The 17,901-nt window shown below is 64.9% G+C and carries 13 protein-coding genes; 4 read left to right on the top strand and 9 right to left on the bottom strand.

Annotated features, from left to right (window positions below; genetic code table 11):
- Positions 1-198 precede the first annotated feature (198 nt).
- The gene (locus tag ACI0FO_RS13540) at positions 199-1,440 is read right to left on the bottom strand and encodes a PLP-dependent aminotransferase family protein (protein WP_416027337.1); all 1,242 of its coding nucleotides are present in this window, start codon (positions 1,438-1,440) and stop codon (positions 199-201) included.
- Between the two features lie 197 nt (positions 1,441-1,637).
- On the opposite strand from ACI0FO_RS13540, the gene ACI0FO_RS13535 reads away from it, so the two are divergent.
- Positions 1,638-2,357 (top strand): YggS family pyridoxal phosphate-dependent enzyme, encoded by a 720-nt coding sequence (locus ACI0FO_RS13535; protein ID WP_416027414.1) that lies wholly within the window; start codon positions 1,638-1,640, stop codon positions 2,355-2,357.
- A gap of 166 nt (positions 2,358-2,523) precedes the next feature.
- Positions 2,524-3,492 carry a Bug family tripartite tricarboxylate transporter substrate binding protein gene (locus ACI0FO_RS13530; protein ID WP_416027335.1) on the top strand — a complete coding sequence of 323 codons (969 nt, stop codon included), beginning with the start codon at positions 2,524-2,526 and terminating at the stop codon, positions 3,490-3,492.
- Positions 3,493-3,830: 338 nt separating this feature from the next.
- On the opposite strand, the gene ACI0FO_RS13525 is transcribed toward ACI0FO_RS13530, so the two are convergent.
- Together ACI0FO_RS13525 and ACI0FO_RS13520 are read right to left on the bottom strand one after the other, a co-directional pair.
- On the bottom strand, positions 3,831-7,790 hold the full coding sequence (locus ACI0FO_RS13525; RefSeq protein ID WP_416027333.1) for a DUF3683 domain-containing protein: 3,960 nt from the start codon (positions 7,788-7,790) through the stop codon (positions 3,831-3,833).
- 131 nt (positions 7,791-7,921) lie between these two features.
- A complete protein-coding gene (locus tag ACI0FO_RS13520) occupies positions 7,922-8,458 on the bottom strand; it encodes a YqaA family protein (protein WP_416027331.1) in 537 nt (178 codons plus the stop codon).
- Between the two features lie 159 nt (positions 8,459-8,617).
- On the opposite strand from ACI0FO_RS13520, the gene ilvA reads away from it, so the two are divergent.
- Positions 8,618-10,126, top strand: coding sequence for a threonine ammonia-lyase, biosynthetic (gene ilvA / locus ACI0FO_RS13515; protein ID WP_416027329.1), 1,509 nt, complete (start codon positions 8,618-8,620; stop codon positions 10,124-10,126).
- Between the two features lie 183 nt (positions 10,127-10,309).
- Here ilvA and ACI0FO_RS13510 read toward each other — a convergent pair whose 3' ends face one another.
- Together ACI0FO_RS13510 and ACI0FO_RS13505 are read right to left on the bottom strand one after the other, a co-directional pair.
- The gene (locus ACI0FO_RS13510) at positions 10,310-11,422 is read right to left on the bottom strand and encodes a porin (RefSeq protein WP_416027328.1); all 1,113 of its coding nucleotides are present in this window, start codon (positions 11,420-11,422) and stop codon (positions 10,310-10,312) included.
- A gap of 447 nt (positions 11,423-11,869) precedes the next feature.
- Positions 11,870-12,253, bottom strand: a complete 384-nt coding sequence (locus ACI0FO_RS13505) for a DUF4148 domain-containing protein (RefSeq protein WP_416027326.1) — start codon at positions 12,251-12,253, stop codon at positions 11,870-11,872.
- A 382-nt stretch (positions 12,254-12,635) separates the two neighbouring features.
- Between ACI0FO_RS13505 and ACI0FO_RS13500 the strand changes: the two genes are divergently transcribed.
- A complete protein-coding gene (locus ACI0FO_RS13500) occupies positions 12,636-13,526 on the top strand; it encodes a LysR family transcriptional regulator (protein WP_006224713.1) in 891 nt (296 codons plus the stop codon).
- 195 nt (positions 13,527-13,721) lie between these two features.
- Here the strand turns inward: ACI0FO_RS13500 and ACI0FO_RS13495 are convergent, their stop codons facing one another.
- Genes ACI0FO_RS13495 through cydX form a run of 4 tightly spaced genes read right to left on the bottom strand, consistent with a single transcriptional unit; the run spans position 13,722 to position 17,895 of the window.
- Entirely contained in the window at positions 13,722-14,273 is a 552-nt protein-coding gene (locus ACI0FO_RS13495; RefSeq protein ID WP_105555918.1) for an adenine phosphoribosyltransferase, read from the bottom strand.
- A gap of 54 nt (positions 14,274-14,327) precedes the next feature.
- Positions 14,328-16,022: a thiol reductant ABC exporter subunit CydC gene (gene cydC / locus ACI0FO_RS13490; protein WP_416027323.1), complete on the bottom strand. Its 1,695-nt coding sequence runs from the start codon at positions 16,020-16,022 to the stop codon at positions 14,328-14,330.
- Entirely contained in the window at positions 16,019-17,773 is a 1,755-nt protein-coding gene (cydD, locus tag ACI0FO_RS13485) for a thiol reductant ABC exporter subunit CydD (RefSeq protein WP_416027321.1), read from the bottom strand. Before cydD ends, cydC begins: the two co-directional genes overlap by 4 nt.
- Positions 17,770-17,895, bottom strand: coding sequence for a cytochrome bd-I oxidase subunit CydX (gene cydX / locus ACI0FO_RS13480; RefSeq protein WP_416027319.1), 126 nt, complete (start codon positions 17,893-17,895; stop codon positions 17,770-17,772). The genes cydD and cydX overlap by 4 nt, the downstream gene beginning before the upstream one ends.
- Positions 17,896-17,901: the final 6 nt, after the last annotated feature.

Raw genomic sequence — 17,901 nt, 5'->3', positions numbered from 1 at the left:
CCAAGGCGAGAAGCTTATAGATATGAAGCGCCCACGCCAAATAACAAGCGCTTATTTAGGTATGCCCATCGGCCGCCCGATGCGGGCACGGCCAGACTGGGCTCCAGCATACCCACGGCTTGCGCGGGCAGGCTTGGCCCGGATCAAGCCGCGATCACGCCGCCATCGCTTACAGCCCAAGCCGCAAGAAAGCGTTGCCTAAGCCGCCAGCGAAATCGACACGGGTTCGTTGGCTTCGCAGGCCTCCAGCGCGCGGCCCAGCCGGACCATGCCTTGGGCAATCTGGGTTTCGTTCATGGTGGCGAACGACATGCGCATGGCGAACAGGTCGGCCTGGTCCGCATTGGCGTAGAAGGCCTTGCCGGGCACATAAACCACTTCGTGCTCGATTGCGTAAGGCAACAGGCGCGTGGCATCCACGTCGCCCGTCAGGCGCGCCCAGAAGAACATGCCGCCTTCGGGCTTGCTGAACCGGACGCGGCCGTTGAGTTCGCGGGCCAGCGAATCGGCCATCGCGTCGCAGCGCAGGCCGTAGGCGGCGCGGATGCGCGGCACATGCTCTTCGTAGCGGCCGTTGGCCAGGTACTGCGCCACCACTTCCTGAATCCAGGCGGACGAGGCCATGTCGTCGGCGGCCTTGGCGCCGACGCAGCGACGGCGGATCTCGGGCGGGGCGACCAGCCAGCCGATGCGCAGCGCGGGGGCCATCGTTTTGGACATGCTGGCCAGATACACCGCCCAATGGCGGGCTTCGCCTTCAGCCAGAGCCGCGATGGGCGGCACGGCCTCGCCGGCAAAGCGCAATTCACTGTAAGGATCGTCTTCGACGATCAGGAAGCGGTGCTTCACCGCCAGTTCCAGCAGCCGCAGGCGGCGCTGGCGCGTCAGCGTCGCGCCGCAGGGGTTCGAGAACGACGCCACCACGCAGACCATCTTGGGTTTGATCCGGCCGGCCAGTTCGTCCAGCGCGTCGACGTCGATGCCGTCCGGGCCGGAGGGCACGGTGTGCACCGTGGCGCCCGTGTAGCGCAAGGCCTGGACGGAATTCGGGAAGGCGGGCGATTCGATGATGGCGTGATCGCCGGGTTGCAGCATCACGCGCGTCAGCAGCGCCAGCGCCTGCTGCGACCCGCCCGTCACCATCAGTTCCGTGTCGGCGTTGCACTGCAAGCCACGCGCCGCGGACAGACGCGCCAATTCATGGCGCAGGGTGGCTTGGCCATCGATATTGGAATATTGCAGGCAGGCGCCCAGGCGAGCCATTACCTGTGTCGACGCGATGGACAGGCCTTCCACATCGAACAGTTCTTGCGCGGGATAGCCGCCCGCCAGCGAAATCGTGCCCGGCCGCATGGCGTAGGGCATGAGCGATCGGATGGGAGATGCGGGGGGATTCAGGAAAGGCGTGGCAAAGGCGTATTCTGGCGCAGCGCTGGACATGGCGGGGGACTGGAAAGGTGGGAAACCGTGTCGTCCGGCGGGCGGCACAGGTGGCATAGAACATTGAAATATAAACAAATCTCTATAAATTCTAAGCCTGCCGATTACGCAGGGTCAACGGCGAAAGCGGCCAGTGTGGCGAAACGATCGTGCGCAGTCCTACACTATGGGACATCCTGTTCCTGCAAGAGAGCTGCATGACCGTCGTAGACACCATGGCCGGGCGCCTTGCCCAGATCCAGCAACGCATCGCCCGCGCGTGCGCGCGCGCCGGACGCGCGCCCGACAGCGTCGTGTTGTTACCCGTCAGCAAGACTTTCGACGTGGACGCGATCCGCGAAGCCATGGCGCTGGGTCTGACCCGATTTGGCGAAAACAAGACGCAGGAGATTCGCCAGAAAGCCGCCGCGCTGAGCGGACAGGGCCTGGAATGGGTGCTGATCGGGCACCTGCAGACCAACAAGTCGAAAGACGCCGCCCGCGACGCGACCGAGGTCCAGTCCCTGGACCGGCCCGACTTGGCCGAAGCGCTGCACCGCCGGCTGCTGAACGAAGGCCGCACGCTGGACGTCCTGGTGCAGGTGAAGACCTCGGCGGAACCCAGCAAATTCGGCATGGCCCCGGGCGACGTGGGCGCGTTCCTGCGCCGCATCGCCGCCGAATTCCCCACCTTGCGGGTCAAGGGCTTGATGACGCTAGCCGTGAATTCGCCCGACCCCGAGGAAGTCCGCGCCTGCTTTCGCGCGCTACGCGAGCTGCGCGACCAGTTGCGGGCCGAAGGCATCGCCGGGATCTCGCTGGACCGGTTGTCGATGGGCATGAGCGGCGACTTCGAACTGGCGATCGAAGAAGGGTCGACGGAAGTGCGTATCGGCACGGCGATCTTCGGGGCGCGCACCTACCCCGATCCGCAGTAGCCGGCCACGTGGTGCAGTGCGGGAAAACCGGGAGGCATGACGCCGCCTTTCCGGTCGCAACGCGAGGCATAATAGCGTCGCAAAAAAAGCGACGCATACTGACGGCGCAAGACTCGATTGCCGCCGGCGTCGCGCTCAATACAGACCCCGCACGAGGAGACACCCCATGCAAAACCCCGCACGGCGCCTATTGGCGCTGGCCGCCCTGTCGCTGGCCGCCGCCACGGCTTCCGCCCAATCCTGGCCCACGCAGCCGATCCGCTGGATCGTGCCCTACCCCGCCGGCGGCGGCACCGACGTGGTGGCCCGCACGGTCGCCAGTGGGCTGGAAAAGCCCTTGGGCCAGACCATCGTCGTTGAAAACCGTCCCGGCGCCGCCACCATCATCGGCGCCACGGCCATCGCGCAAGCCGAGCCCACCGGCTACCTGATCGGCACGGCCGACTCCGGCACGCTGGCGTTCAACTCGTCGCTGTACGCCAAGCTGTCCTACGACCCGGCCAAGTTCACCTACATCGGCGGCATCGCCAAGTTCCCGCTGCTGCTGGCCGTGAACGTCAATTCGCCGTACAAGACGGTCGACGACGTGCTGGCCGCCGCAAAGAAAGAACCAGGCAAGCTGACGGCGGCCTCGGCCGGCGCGGGCTCGCCCCACCACCTGGCGCTGGAGCTCTTCAAGCAGCGCACGGGCGCCAACCTGCTGCACGTGCCTTACAAAGGCGCCGCTCCCGCCATCCAGGACCTGCTGGGCGGACAGGTCGACGTGATGTTCATTGACCTGGCCTCGGGCCTGCCCAACGTGAAGGCCGGCAAGCTGCGCGTCCTGGCCGCCGCCACGCCGGAACGCGTGTCCGTGCTGCCCGACGCGCCGACGATGGCCGAACAAGGGGTGGCCAACTTCACGGCCTATGCGTGGCAAGGCCTGGTCGGCCCCGCCGGCTTGCCGGAAGCCGTGGTCAAGAAGCTGTCGGCCGACCTGGACGCCACGCTCAAAACCCCGGCCGTGTCGCAAAAGATGCTGGACATGGGCGTGATCCCGATGCCGATGTCCGCCCAGGATTTCAAGGCGTATGCCGAGCAAGAGCGTAGCGCCTGGGCCGACGTCATCAAGAAGGCGAACATCAAGCTGGAATGATCCGGCAAGACGTAAAAAAAACGCGGCCATTGCGGGCCGCGTTTTTTTTGCCGGATGATGGGTTGCGCGCGATCGGCGCGTGGGTTCTTCTGCACCCGCTTTCGCGCTCCACCCATCCTACGGGCGACTTGCGCGGTTTATTTATCCTACGGCGGCTTGCGCTTTACACCGGCTTTTGCGCTTTACCGCTCCTGCGGATGATGGCCTTGCCTTGTAGGATGGGTGGAGCGCGCGGGGCGGCGGGCGGGATCACGGACGCCGCAACGCGCGCAACCCATCACCGCCCCCTCACCGCCCCAGCACCCCACCCAGACCGACACCGGGGACCGGGACGATACCTACACCAGCACCCGCTCGATGCCGCCGGCGTTCGCGCGCTTCACGTAGTCTTCCATCCAGCCCTCACCCAGGATGTGGCGGGCCATTTCGACAACGATGTAGTCGGCTTCCATCTTGACGTCGCCTTCATAGCGCGACAGGCCCTGCAAGCAGGACGGGCACGAGGTCAGCACTTTCACGTCGCCCGTGAAGCCGTCGCTGCGCAGCGCGGCGTCGCCCTTCAGCAGCTCTTCCTGCTTGCGGAAGCGCACTTGCGTGGAGATGTCCGGCCGGCTCACCGCCAGGGTGCCTGACTCGCCGCAGCAGCGGTCGCTCTTGACGGCGTCGTCACCCACCAGGGCGCGCACCGTCTTCATCGGCTCCTGCAGCTTCATCGGTGTGTGGCAGGGGTCGTGGTACATGTACCGCACACCCTTGGCGCCTTCCAGCTTGATGCCCTTTTCAAGCAGGTACTCGTGAATGTCGATCAGACGGCAGCCCGGGAATATCTTGTCGAATTCATAGCCCGACAACTGGTCGTAGCAGGTGCCGCAGCTGACCACCACCGTCTTGATATCCAGGTAGTTCAGCGTATTGGCGACCCGGTGGAACAGCACGCGGTTGTCGGTGATGATTTGCTCGGCCTTGTCCGTCATGCCGTTGCCGCGTTGGGGATAGCCGCAGCACAGGTAGCCCGGCGGCAGCACGGTCTGCACCCCTGCATGCCACAGCATGGCCTGCGTGGCCAGGCCGACTTGCGAGAACAGGCGTTCGGAACCGCAACCGGGGAAATAGAACACCGCCTCCGTATCCGCCGTCGTGCCCTTGGGATCGCGGATGATCGGGACGTAGTTAGCGTCTTCGATGTCCAGCAGCTTGCGCGCGGCCTGCTTGGGCAGCCCGCCCGGCATCTTCTTGTTCACGAAGTGCACGATCTGCTCGCGCAGCGGCGGCTTGCCGACGGTGGCGGGAGGTTTGGCCGTCTGCTTCTTCACCAGGCCGGAAAACAAGTCATGCGCCGCGCGCTGAACCTTGTAGCCCACGCCCACCATTGCCTTGCGGGTGGCATTGATCGTGGCCGGATCCTTGGCGTTCAGGAAGAACATGGCGCTGGCCGTGCCCGGATTGAACGACTTGCGGCCCATGCGGCGCAGCACGGCGCGCATGTTCATCGACACGTCGCCGAAATCGATATCCACGGGACAGGGGTTGTAGCACTTGTGGCAGACGGTGCAGTGATCGGCCACGTCTTCGAACTCTTCCCAGTGCTTCAGGCTGACGCCGCGCCGGGTCTGCTCTTCGTACAGGAAGGCTTCAACCAGCAGCGACGTCGCCAGGATCTTGTTGCGGGGCGAATACAGCAAGTTCGCGCGCGGCACGTGGGTGGCGCACACCGGCTTGCACTTGCCGCAACGCAGACAGTCCTTGATGGAGTCCGAGATGGCGCCAATGTCGCTTTGCTGCATGATCAGCGACTCGTGGCCCATCAGGTTGAAGCTGGGCGTCCAGGCGTGGCGCAGGTCGGCGCCCGGCATCAGCTTGCCGGCGTTGAAGTGGCCGTTGGGGTCCACGCGGCGCTTGTAGTCCTGGAACGGCGCCAGTTCGGCTTCGGTCAGGAATTCATACTTGGTCAGGCCGATGCCGTGCTCGCCGGAGATCACGCCGTCCAGGTCGCGGGCGATCTGCATGATGCGGTCGACGGCCTGATGGGCCTCGCGCAGCATTTCGTAGTCGTCCGAGTTGACCGGGATGTTGGTGTGCACGTTGCCGTCGCCGGCGTGCATGTGTAGCGCCACGAATACGCGGCTCTTCAGCACGCGGCCGTGGATGGCGATCAGTTCATCCACGATCTTCTTGTAAGCGGCGCCCGAAAACGCGCGCTGCAGGCCCGGCAGCACTTCGACCTTCCAGGACACGCGGATCGTGCGGTCCTGCACGATGTCGAACACGCGGGCGGTGGGCTGCGCGGCCAAGCGGTCCGTCAGCGTGGCATGGACGTCACCCAGGCCCAGTTCCTGCAGGTCCGGCAACGCCTGCGCCAGCGGCAGGTCCAGGTTGTCCAGCAGCCATTGCCAGCGCTGGCGCACGCTGCCCAGCAGCTCAAGCGCCTGGCGCGTGCGATCGGCCAGCACTTCGGCGCGGGTGCTTTCGATATCGGCGTCGTCGGCCTTGCCCACCGGCAGCGGGGTGCACAGGTAGGCGTCCAGCGCGCCCAGCAGCTTCAACTTGTTGCGGGTCGACAGCTCGATGTTGATACGTTCGATGTGATCCGTGTATTCGCCCATGCGGGGCAACGGAATCACCACGTCTTCGTTGATCTTGAAGGCGTTGGTGTGGCGCGCGATCGCGGCAGTGCGCGAGCGGTCCAGCCAGAACTTCTTGCGCGCCTCGGGGCTGACGGCCACGAAGCCTTCGCCATGGCGCGTATTGGCCAGGCGCACGACTTCGCTGGCGGCAGCGGCCACGGCATCATCGTCGTCGCCGACGATGTCGCCAATCAGGACCATCTTGGGCAGCACGCCACGCTTGCTCTTGGTGGCGTAGCCGACCGCGCGCAGATAGCGTTCGTCCAGGTGTTCCAGCCCGGCCAGGATGGCGCCGCGCGCGCGCCCTTCGCCGTCCAGGTAGCCCTTGACCTCGACAATCGACGGGATGGCGTCGCGCGCCTGCCCGAAGAATTCCATGCAGACCGTACGCGTGTGGCGCGGCATGCGGTGCAACACCCAGCGCGCGGACGTGATCAGGCCGTCGCAGCCTTCCTTCTGGATGCCCGGCAGGCCCGCCAGGAACTTGTCCGTGACGTCCTTGCCCAGCCCTTCCTTGCGGAACACGCGGCCTTTGATTTCCAGCGTTTCGGTCTTGAGCAGGCGTTCGCCGGGCTTGCCTTTGCCGTCAAACCACTTAAGTTCGAAACGGGCCAGCTCCACATCGTGGATCTTGCCCATGTTGTGCTCCAGGCGGGTGACTTCCAGCCAGTTGCCGTCCGGATCGACCATGCGCCACCAGGCCAGATTGTCCAGCGCGGTGCCCCACAGCACGGCCTTTTTGCCGCCCGCGTTCATGGCGATGTTGCCGCCCACGCAGGACGCTTCGGCCGACGTCGGGTCCACGGCGAACACGAAGCCGGCGGCCTCGGCCGCTTCCGACACCCGTTTGGTCACCACGCCGGCGCCGGCATGGATGACGGCCACGGGCTCGGTCAGCCCGGGCAAGATACAGGACTCGACCTTGCCCAGCTTGTCGAACTTCTCGGTGTTGATGACGGCCGACTTCCACGTCAGCGGGATGGCCCCGCCCGTATAGCCGGTGCCGCCCCCGCGCGGGACGATGGTCAGCCCCAGCTCGATACAGGCCGTGACCAGCGCGGCGATCTCGTCTTCGGAATCCGGCGTCAACACCACGAAGGGGTATTCCACGCGCCAGTCGGTCGCGTCCGTCACGTGCGATACGCGCGACAAGCCGTCGAACTTGATGTTGTCGCGCGCCGTGATGCGGCCCAGCACCTTCTGCGCCTGCTTGCGCATCATGGTGGTCTGGTCGAACTCGCCCTCGAAAGCGGCGATGGCGGAACGGGCGCGGGCCAGCAGGCCGACGACCTTTTCGTCACGGCGCGGATCGTGGCCTTCCTCGGTGGGCGTGCCCGGTTCGCGGCGGCGGTCGATCTCACCCAAGCGGTGGTGCAAAGCGTCGATGAGCTGCTTGCGGCGCTTGGGATTGTCCAGCAGGTCGTCCTGCAGATACGGATTGCGGCGCACGACCCAGATGTCGCCCAGCACTTCGTACAGCATCCGCGCGGAGCGGCCGGTACGGCGTTCGCCGCGCAGGTCGGACAGCAGGCTCCAGGCGTCTTCGCCCAATAGCCGGCCGACAATCTCGCGGTCGGAAAACGACGTGTAGTTGTAGGGAATTTCGCGCAATCGCGCGGGTGCTGCGGGCGGCATCGCCCCGTTCAAGATGTGGCTAGCGAGTGGGGCGTTCATGGCGGCAAGAGGGGCCCATAAAAAATTATTTTATGCCATCGGGCGGACTTGACCCCAAATACCCCTAGGAAGCCGGCCAAAAGCGTGGGGAAACGACACCAATGCGTCCCCAATTAAGCTTTCAGTCAGCCTCAAACCTGCCCGGGAAAGAACCACAGCAAGCTGGCGGTCATCACCAGATAACGCAGGAATTTGCCGATGGCCATATACAGCACGCACGGCCAGAACGACAGCCGCAACCATCCCGCCACCGCGCACAGCGGGTCGCCCACCGCGGGTAGCCAAGATAGCAGCAAGGCCGGCGGCCCCATGCGATGGATCCAGTCATGCGCCCGCTCGTTCCAGCGCCCGCGCATGCGGCCGCTTTCGGTCGTGTCGGGGTGCGGATGGGGGTGCTTTTCCTTCCAGCGCTCCACGGCCTTTTCGGCGCCCACGCCCATCCAGTAGCTGATCGCCCCGCCCACGGTATTGCCGGCAGTGGCCACCAGGATGGCTGGCCAGAACATGTCGGGCGACAACTTGATATAGCCGAACACCGCCGGCTCGGAGCCCAGGGGCAGCAAGGTGGCGGATACGAGCGACACCGTAAAAATGGCCGACAAGCCCACCGAGGGCAGCGCCAGCATTCCCAGGAGCCAGTGAACAGCGGATAGGAGGCTTTCTTCCATGATGAGCGAGTGTAGCCGCGCGCAAGTGAATGACGATCGGGAATCGGTCGGGCCATTCCCGTCCACGCAGCGTCATCAGGGGCGTAAACCTTTCGGGCAACACGGTTTTCCCTGCAATAATCGTGCCCACGTCCTCACTCTTGCCCCTACGCGCGGTCCATGTCCACTGATTATCTGAAACGCATCCTGACTTCCAAGGTTTATGACGTCGCGGTCGAGTCGCCGCTGGAAATAGCGCCGCAGCTATCCGCGCGGATCGCGAACACGGTCCTGCTCAAACGCGAGGACACCCAGGCCGTTTTCAGCTTCAAGCTGCGCGGGGCCTACAACAAGATGGCCAATCTTGCGCCCGCCGTGCGCAACCGCGGCGTCATCGCGGCATCCGCCGGCAACCACGCCCAAGGCGTGGCGCTGGCCGCCAGCCGGCTGGGCTGCCGCGCCGTCATCGTGATGCCCACGACCAGTCCCCAGGTGAAGATCGACGCAGTGCGCCGGCTGGGCGGCGAGGTCGTGCTGGCGGGCGAGAGCTTCACCGATGCCTTCGCGCACGCGCAGATCCTGGAAAAGAAAGGGAAGCTGACCTTCGTCCACCCCTTTGACGATCCTGACGTGATCGCCGGCCAGGGCACGGTGGGCATGGAGATCCTGCGCCAGCACCCGGGCCCCATCGACGCCATCTTCGTCGCCATCGGCGGCGGCGGCCTGATTTCCGGCGTGGCCGCCTATATCAAGCAGTTGCGGCCCGAGATCAAGATCATCGGCGTGCAAACCGAGGACTCCGACGCCATGTTGCGCAGCGTGCGCGCCGGCCGCCGCGTGCAACTCAGCGATGTGGGCCTGTTTTCCGATGGCACGGCCGTCAAGATGGTGGGCGCCGAAACCTTCAAGCTGACCCGCAAATACGTCGACGACTTCGTTGTGGTCGACACCGATTCAATCTGCGCCGCCATCAAGGACGTCTTCCAGGACACGCGTAGCGTGCTGGAACCGGCAGGCGCCATGGCGGTGGCGGGCGCCAAGCAGTACGCGGCCGAACACCATCTGAAGGGCAAGACGCTGGTGGCCATTGCCTGCGGCGCGAACATGAACTTCGACCGCCTGCGCTTCGTGGCCGAACGCGCCGAAGTGGGCGAAATGCGCGAAGCCGTCTTCGCCGTGACGATGCCCGAGCAACGCGGCAGTTTCCGTCGCTTCTGTGAACTGGTTGGCGAACGCAGCGTCACGGAATTCAACTACCGCATTTCGGATGCCGACCGCGCCCACGTCTTTGTCGGCATCCAGGTGTCGTCCGCCGCCGAGCCGGACAAGATCGCCGCCAATTTCCGCCGCCACGGGTTCGACACGCTGGACCTGACGCACGACGAAATGGCCAAGACCCATTTGCGCCACATGGTCGGCGGGCGTTCGGCGCTGGCGCGCGATGAATTGCTGTATCGCTTTGAATTCCCGGAACGTCCGGGCGCGCTGATGCGCTTCTTGAATGCGATGAATCCGGACTGGAACATCAGCCTCTTCCATTACCGCAACCAGGGCGCCGATTACGGCCGCATCCTGATCGGCATCCAGGTGCCGGCGGCGGACAAGAAGCAATTCCGGTCTTTCGTGGCGGAACTCGGCTATCCCCACTGGAACGAGACCGACAACCCGGCCTACAAGCTGTTCCTGTAGGCGACGGGCGCGAGGCCAAACCGCCCGCCGCCCCAATGCGAGAGGGCCTCCTGACGGAGGCCCTGCCCTTCTGTGCGTCAAACGCGCCCGGCCGAACCCCAATAAGCGGGGGGTTCGCTGTCACTCGGCGGCTTACGGAGATAAGCCGCGCATTCAGCAAGGTCCGGCCGGGCGATTCGCCGCTTAGAACCGGTGACGAATACCCATTGCGACGGCGGTATCGCGCGCATCGTGCTGGAACGCGTAGTTGTCGCCGTAGGAAGCGTAGGCGTACAGGTTGGTGCGTTTGGTGAAGTCGTAGGTGTAGCCCAGGCTGTACACGTTGAACGTGGCGTCATCGCCCGTCAACTTGTCGTTACCCGGAGTGGCGCGCTGCCACGAACCGAACACGGCGTGACGGCCCATCGGCACGGTGGCGCCGATCATGTAGGAGTTGGCGCGGAAGCCGTCAGCCAGCTTGAACGAACCCAAATTGTTCATGCCAGCGGGCGTGGTGCCCATGTTCTGGCCGACGAACCAGCCGTCGCGGGTCTGGCCGAAAGCGGCAGCCAGCTTCACGACTTCAAAGTCGTACGAACCGCCGATGATGTATTCCTGGATCCGGGCCGAGTCTTTGCCGCCGACGCGCTTGTTCGTGGGATCGAAACGGTCGTAGGCCAGGGCCACGTTCAGCGGGCCGTTGACGTATTGCACGCCGGCGGTCAGCACGCGGTTGTTGTCGCCCGTGGCAAAGCCGGTCTGGGTCGTGTCGCTGACGCTGTCGTCGGCGCTGAACGAGTAGCCCACGCCTGCCTTGAAGCCGCCCATGCTCGGGGTCTGGTACAGAACCAGGTTGTCCAGGCGCATCGTGTTGGCGCTACCGAACGTAGTGCCCATGTTGGCGGTGTTGTAGCTGATCGAGAACGGGTCGATGGAACCAAAATACTTCGACGCCAGGTTCGTCTGGCGGCCGAATTCCAGACGGCCCCAGGAATCGCTGTCCAGGCCCACGGTGGCCTGACGGCCGAACAGGCGGCCGTTCTGCAGCGACTTGCCGTTCATGGGACCGAAACCGCCTTCCAGCGTGAACACGGCGCGCAGGCCGTCACCCAGGTCTTCCGTGCCGCGCAGGCCAAAACGCGAACCGCTGCTCACGCCCTGCACGCCGCCGAAGCGGCTTTGCGACACCCCATTGAACTTCACTTGCTCGTAGCCGATACCGGCGTCGATCAAGCCGTACAGCGTCACGGAGTCTGCGGCTTGCGCGGCGCCGGCAAAGCCTGCCAGCAACGCGACGGCCAATAGCGTCTTCTTCATATAAGTCCCCAAAATGGCGAGATAAAAGGCATCCGCAAACGCGCCGTCCCGATGACGGGGCCTTTGCGTGCCGCCTGCGAACACGCAGGCGGCGTCTGCACTGAATCTAGTGTCCGGCTTGCGCCAACCCGAAGTAACACGGATTTCGAAGAACTACTTTCCATGATTGGGATAATGACGAACCGCTGACACCTCGCCAGGTCTGGAGACCTGCGTTAACACCTTGAAAATAAATATGAATCTTTGCTCGCAAAGCGGCAATGGGCGCTGTCCTGTTCCTTCGACGCGCCGGATTCACCGACAACACTTGTTCCAGCGTGCGCACAGTTTTGCGGCAAAAACGCCACACTGTGTCGCTGGCCTCGCCGCGGACAGGCAATAAAAAACCCCTCGGCGTCTCAAGGGGTTTCTCGTGACCATCCGGGGCCGAACGTTCACCGTCTAGGCTTACTTGCCCTTCGGCGGGTAGTCCAGTTCACCGAAGGTGTATTCGCCACGGGCCTTGGCTTCGGCCAATTCCTGGCGGACTTGCTCGCGGGTCTTGCCGCCGGATTGCGACACGGCAGCGCGGGGCGGGTAGTCCAGTTCGGCGGTCGTGACCTGGCCGGCGGCCTTGGCGCTTTGCAGTTCTTGCTGGACTTGATCGCGCGTCAGGCTGGTCTGAGCGGCGGCGGCGGGCGGGTAGTCCAGTTCGCCAAACGTGACTTGGCCTGCGGCCTTGGCGGCCTGCAGTTCTTGTTGAACCTGTTCACGCGTCTTGCCATCGGCGTGAGCGGCGGACATGCCAACCAGGGTTGCGGTGACCATAAGTGCGGTTGCTAGGGCTTTCATTGTGATGACTCCATCCTAAACCTTGCACAGCGTCTTCTGCCAGGCTGGCAGCTGCGATGTGACTGTTTGATTGCTGGGACGAAGTATCTGGCGATTGGCGCCTAGTAAAAACCCTTATTTTGGTGAACATATTTTCACGGATGGGACAATTGCACGATGTATCTGCCGCAACCTGCGCGATTTCTGCGCACCCCGGGTGCGGATCCAGGCGCGACAAGCCTTGGCGGCATTCAGCTGCAAGCAAGCTGCGCCATGGAACGTGCGGCCACCTTCCGGGAACGGGATGTTCCGCGTGGATAAATAGACATTTCTGCTGGCGGGACAATAATTCCATTTATCATACAAATCTGCCAGAAATGGAATTTTGAGTTTAGAGGGCCTTATGGATATCCAGCTTAACGACATCGCGCTTTTTGTCGAAGTCGCCAAGCGCAAGAACTTCAGCCACGCAGCGGAAGCCTTGAATATTCCGACCTCCACGCTCTCTCGCCGGGTCAGCGAACTGGAACGCAGCGTGGGGATGCGCCTGTTGAACCGCAGCACGCGCAAGATCGATCTGACCGAAGCGGGCGCCATCTACTTTGAACGCTGCCGACACATCGTGGAAGAAGCGCGCATCGCCCACGACCAGTTGCTGGACATGGCGGTGCAGCCCAAAGGCCGCCTGCGCATTTCGTTGCCCACCAGCCTGGCCCAGTTGTTCCTGCCCGCCGTCATCAGCGAATTTCGTGAGCAGCATCCCGATATCGAATGCGATTTCGATTTGAGCATGCGTCCGATCGACCCGATCAGCAATCCGTTCGACCTGATCCTGCGCTTCGGGCAGCAGCCCGATTCCAGCCTGATCTCGCGCAAAATCGTGCTGATGGCGCATCAGTTGTACGCGTCGCCGGACTATCTGGCGCGCCACGGCGAGCCGCGCGTGCCCGCCGACCTGACGCACCATGAATGCCTGCGGCCGACCATGCGCGAGGAATCATCCTTTTGGATGCTCCATTCGGGCGATAAGGTGGAACGCGTGCAGGTTTCCGGCCGGCTGTCGGCTAACAATGTAGGCATGCTGGGGCGCCTGGCCGGCCAAGGGCTGGGCATTACGCCGCTGCTGGTGTTCGATGCGATGGAGCGCGCCATCAAGCAAGCGGGATTGGTGCGCGTGCTGCCCGACTGGAGCCTGACGCCTCTACCGCTGTTCGCGCTGCTGCCGTCCCGCATGCTGCCCGCCAAGACCAAGGCGTTCCTGGACTTCATCCAGCCCCGGCTATCGGATTCGTAGGATGGGTGGAGCGCGAGCGTTCGGTGCCAAGAACTCCGACCTTCAGCGCGCGAAACCCATCAAGCAGCGGTGGGTTCTTGGCAGCGTCAGCTACAACGCACAGGCTGCTTGATGGGTTTCGCGCGCTGAGCCCCTGCGTTCTTGCTTAAGAATCCTCGCGCTCCACCCATCCTACGCCCTGCAATCGGGGGACGCTTACGGCGTGGTGCCGCCGTACTGACAGACCGTGTAGAGCGGCGTGCCGGTGGCGGCCACCTTGGCCGAACCGCCCAAATCGGGCAAATCGATAATAGCGGCGGCTTCGACCACGTTCGCGCCCAGGCGCTGCAGCAGCTTGATGGCGGCCAGCATGGTGCCGCCCGTGGCGATCAGGTCATCGACCAGCAACACGCGTTGGCCGGTGCGCACGGAATCCGTGTGCATCTCGACGGCGGCGTTGCCGTACTCAAGCGAGTATTCCTCGGCCACGGTGCGAAAAGGCAACTTACCCTTCTTGCGCACGGGCACGAAACCCAGATTCAGCTCATAGGCCAGCACGCTGCCCACGATGAAGCCGCGTGCGTCCACGCCCGCCACCAGATCAAGGCGCTGGCGCATATAACGATAGACGAACAGATCGATCAGCACCCGGAACGCACGCGGGTCTTGCAGAACCGGCGTGATGTCGCGGAACACGACACCCGGTTGGGGCCAGTCCGGAACGCTGCGGATGGTGCGCCGGATGTACTCGGCGTTGTCGGTCTGCATGGAAGGCGGCCCTGAAGAATTGAAGCAAGGCGAACTATAACCTTGCCACCGCGCTTAAGCCAGGATTGCCTCCGGTGACAAGTCATGTAATCGGGCATGGCGTAACGCGTAGCAACGGTCGACCGCGCCGGCGGGCAACACCGCGTGCGTGGCCAGCACGACGGTGCGTCCCCGCACCGCGCGCTGCAGGTCGTTGAAGAAGTCGGCTTGGGCCGTGGCGTCCAGGCCGGCGGTCGGTTCGTCCAGCACAATGACCGCCGCCGGCGACAGCAGCGCCCGCGCCAGGCACAGGCGGCGCGCCTGGCCCACCGACAGTTGCGAACCGGTCTCGCCCGCCCAAGTGTCCAGCCCGTCGGGCAGACCGCGCACGAAATCGCCCAGTCTGGCGGCGTCCAGCGCGCCCCACAGCGCCGCATCGTCCGCGCCAGGGTCCCCGATCAGCAGATTCGTGCGCAAGGTGCCCAGGAACACCGGTGCGTCCTGGGACAGCAGTGCAATGCGCCGGTGCCAATCCGCCTGTGTGCAATTGCGCGCGTCGCACCCGCCGAAGCGCACCTGCCCCGATTGAGGATCCTCCAGCCGCAGGATCAGATGCAGCAGCGTGGACTTGCCCTGCCCGCTCGCCCCCAAGATGGCGACCCGCTCGCCGGGCTCGACCCGCAAGCTGACGCCGTCCAGCACCGCCGGGCTCGCGCCGTCCCCTCGGGGCGGATAACGGAACACGACGCCGTCCAGTTCCAGCGCGCCAGCAGACGGCAAGGCGCGCGCCACGGGCGCATCCTGCATGTCCGGCTGCGCTTGCGTCACTTCACGGATTCGTGCCGCGGCCGACATGGCCGACCCCATGCGGGATGCGCCGCGCATGATCGGCCCCGCCACCTCGAAGATGCCGATCACGGCCAGCAACAAGCCCACCAGCACCGGGCCTTCGATCTGTCCAGCCTCATGCGTCCCCAACCCGAACCACAGCAACGCCAGCACCGACAGGCCGGCCGCGACTTGCAAGAACCATTGTCCGCGCGCCGCCACCCGGGCCTGACTGCGGCGGGCCAGCGCGCTGGCTTCGCATAGCCGTTCGAAATGCGCGGTGGTCGGCGCCTGCGCATGCAGCGCCACCATGTCTGCGTGGCCGTCCACCGCGTCCAACGTGGCCGCACGCAGCCCCGACGCGCTTTCCTGGGCGGCGGCGCCCGGTTTGCGCGCTGCGCGCAGCAGCCACCCAGGCACCAGGACACAGGCGGCCAGCAACGCCAGCGCAAACGTCAGCGCGGCGGCAGGCACCCACATGCCCAGCACCGCCGTCAGCACGGCGCCTCCCAGGATGGCGGTGGCCAAGGGTGCCAAAACAAACAGGAAAACGGTATCCAGCGCGTCGACGTCGCCCGTCATTCGCGCGACAAGATCGCCACTGCGATACTTCGCCAACTGGCGTGGCGTCAGCCGGATCAGCGCGCCGAATACCGTGGCGCGCAGGTCGGCCAACAGGCGCAACGTAGCGGAGTGGCCCACGACACGATCCGCATAGCGAGAAACGATGCGCAGAAAAGAGAGCCCACGCACCAGCGCGGACGGCGCGAACAGGTTGAACACCCCACCCGCCCCCGCCAAGGCCGCGCCCGTCAGGAACCAACCGGACACGCCCAGCAGGCCGACACCTGCGGCAACGGTTGCCAGCGCACATAACAATGCGAGCAAAAGCCCGCTTTTACGGCGTGCATACAACGGCACCAGCAACAACAGGTTTTTCATGCGTCCTCCACCTTTCCGCTGGCCACGCGCAGCACGCGGCCGAACCGCGCCGCGACTGCCGACGCATGCGTCGCCAACAACAAGGTACGGCCCGCGGAGAATTCCAGGATTTCATCCAGCACCCGGGCCTGGGTAGCCTCGTCGAGATGCGCAGTGGGCTCATCCAGGAGAATCAGCGCGGGATCCCGCAGGAAAAGACGCGCCAGCGCGACACGCTGCGCCTGCCCGCCCGACAGGCCATGGCCGCGGCTGCCCAGCAGCGTGTCCAGACCATGCGGCAGCTCGTCCGAGAACTCCAGCACACAAGCGCGGCGCGCGGCGTCCTGCAAGTCGGCGTCGGACGCGCCCGGACGGCCCAGCCGGATGTTGTCGGCAATCGACCCTGCCAGCAGTTGCGGTTTTTGCCCGATCAGCGCCACGCGCTGGCGCAAGCCAGCTTCATCCCAGTCGGCCAGCGGCACGCCGTCGATACGGACATCGCCGTCAAACGGACGCAAACGGGCAAGGGCCTCGATCAACGTCGACTTGCCGATGCCACTGGGCCCCATCAACGCGACTTGCTCGCCCGCCGCCAGATGCAACCCGGTACCGTCCAGAATGGTCTGCCCGCGTCCGGGCGCGGTCACACGCAAGTCTTTCACGTCGACCCGCGCCCCGACGCCGAGCGCCGCCACCGCGACGGCCCCCTGCGCGGCTGGCCGAGGCTGCGCATCGTCTTGCGGCAGGCCATCGAACAACACGGCGATCTGCGTCACGGCCGCCAACGCCGTGGCGCGGTCGTGATAGTGGGCGGCGAACTGGCGCAACGGCGCATAGACCTCCGGCGCCATCAACAGGCAGAACAGACCCGCCTGCAAGGTCAGGGGCGACCAGCGCACGTCCAGAAATCCAAGATAAGTCAGGCCGATATATACGGCCACGCCCGCCACGCCCAACGCGGCGAAAAACTCCAGCACTGCGGACGACAGGAAAGCGATGCGCAGCACCGACATCGTGCGCTGGCGCAACGCATCGCTGGCGGCCACCACGGAGGCCGCCTCGGCTTCGGCGCGGCCATAGAGTTTCAGCGTGGACAACCCACGCAACCGATCGGCGAAAAAACCGGACAAGCGCGCGAAAGCACGCAGGTGGCGGCGGCTGGCGCCTTGCGCGCCCCACCCCACCAATGCCATGAAAAGCGGGATCAGCGGTGCGGTGATCAACAACACCAGACCGGCGATCACGTCCACCGGCAACAGCAGCACCGAAAATGCCACCGGCAGCATCGCGGCGGCGGCCATCGCGGGCAGGTACTTGGCAAAGAAGCCGTCCAACGCCTCGACCTGATCGACGACCGCGCTGGCCAATTCGCCCGACGCCTTGCCTCGGCTCCAGTACGGCCCCTTCGCGACCAACCGGGCGAACAGTGACTGGCGCACATGACGCTTGATGCGTTCAGCGGCGTCCGCCCCGGCCCGCTCTCCCGCCCAGGTGATGCACGCGCGCAGCAGCATCAACCCGGCGATGCCCACGATGCCGGTCAGCAACTCCTGGCGCGGCGCATGGCGGACGATGGCCGCGTCCAACACGTTTGCCAACAGCCAGGCCTGCACGACCAGCAAGGCGCCGCTGACCAACGGCGCGGCCCCCGCCAGCATCAACGGAACCCTCGCCGCCTTCGCAAGCGCCATCAACCACCGCGACTGTTCGCGCGGCGGTTTCTGCAGGCTGGCCGATGGATCGTGCTCGAGGGTGCTAGCGCTGCCGCTCACTCTTCGCCACGGCTGGCGCGCGGGTCATGCGAATGCCCTTCACGCAGCTCAAACCACATTGCATTGAGGATAGCGAATGCACACGCCAGGCCCAAGCCGAGTATCCACGAGAAATACCACATGGTGGA

The organism is Achromobacter marplatensis (assembly GCF_049060505.1).
In the GTDB taxonomy this organism is placed as follows: domain Bacteria; phylum Pseudomonadota; class Gammaproteobacteria; order Burkholderiales; family Burkholderiaceae_B; genus Achromobacter; species Achromobacter marplatensis_A.
This window is presented reverse-complemented; position numbering and strand designations above follow the sequence as displayed.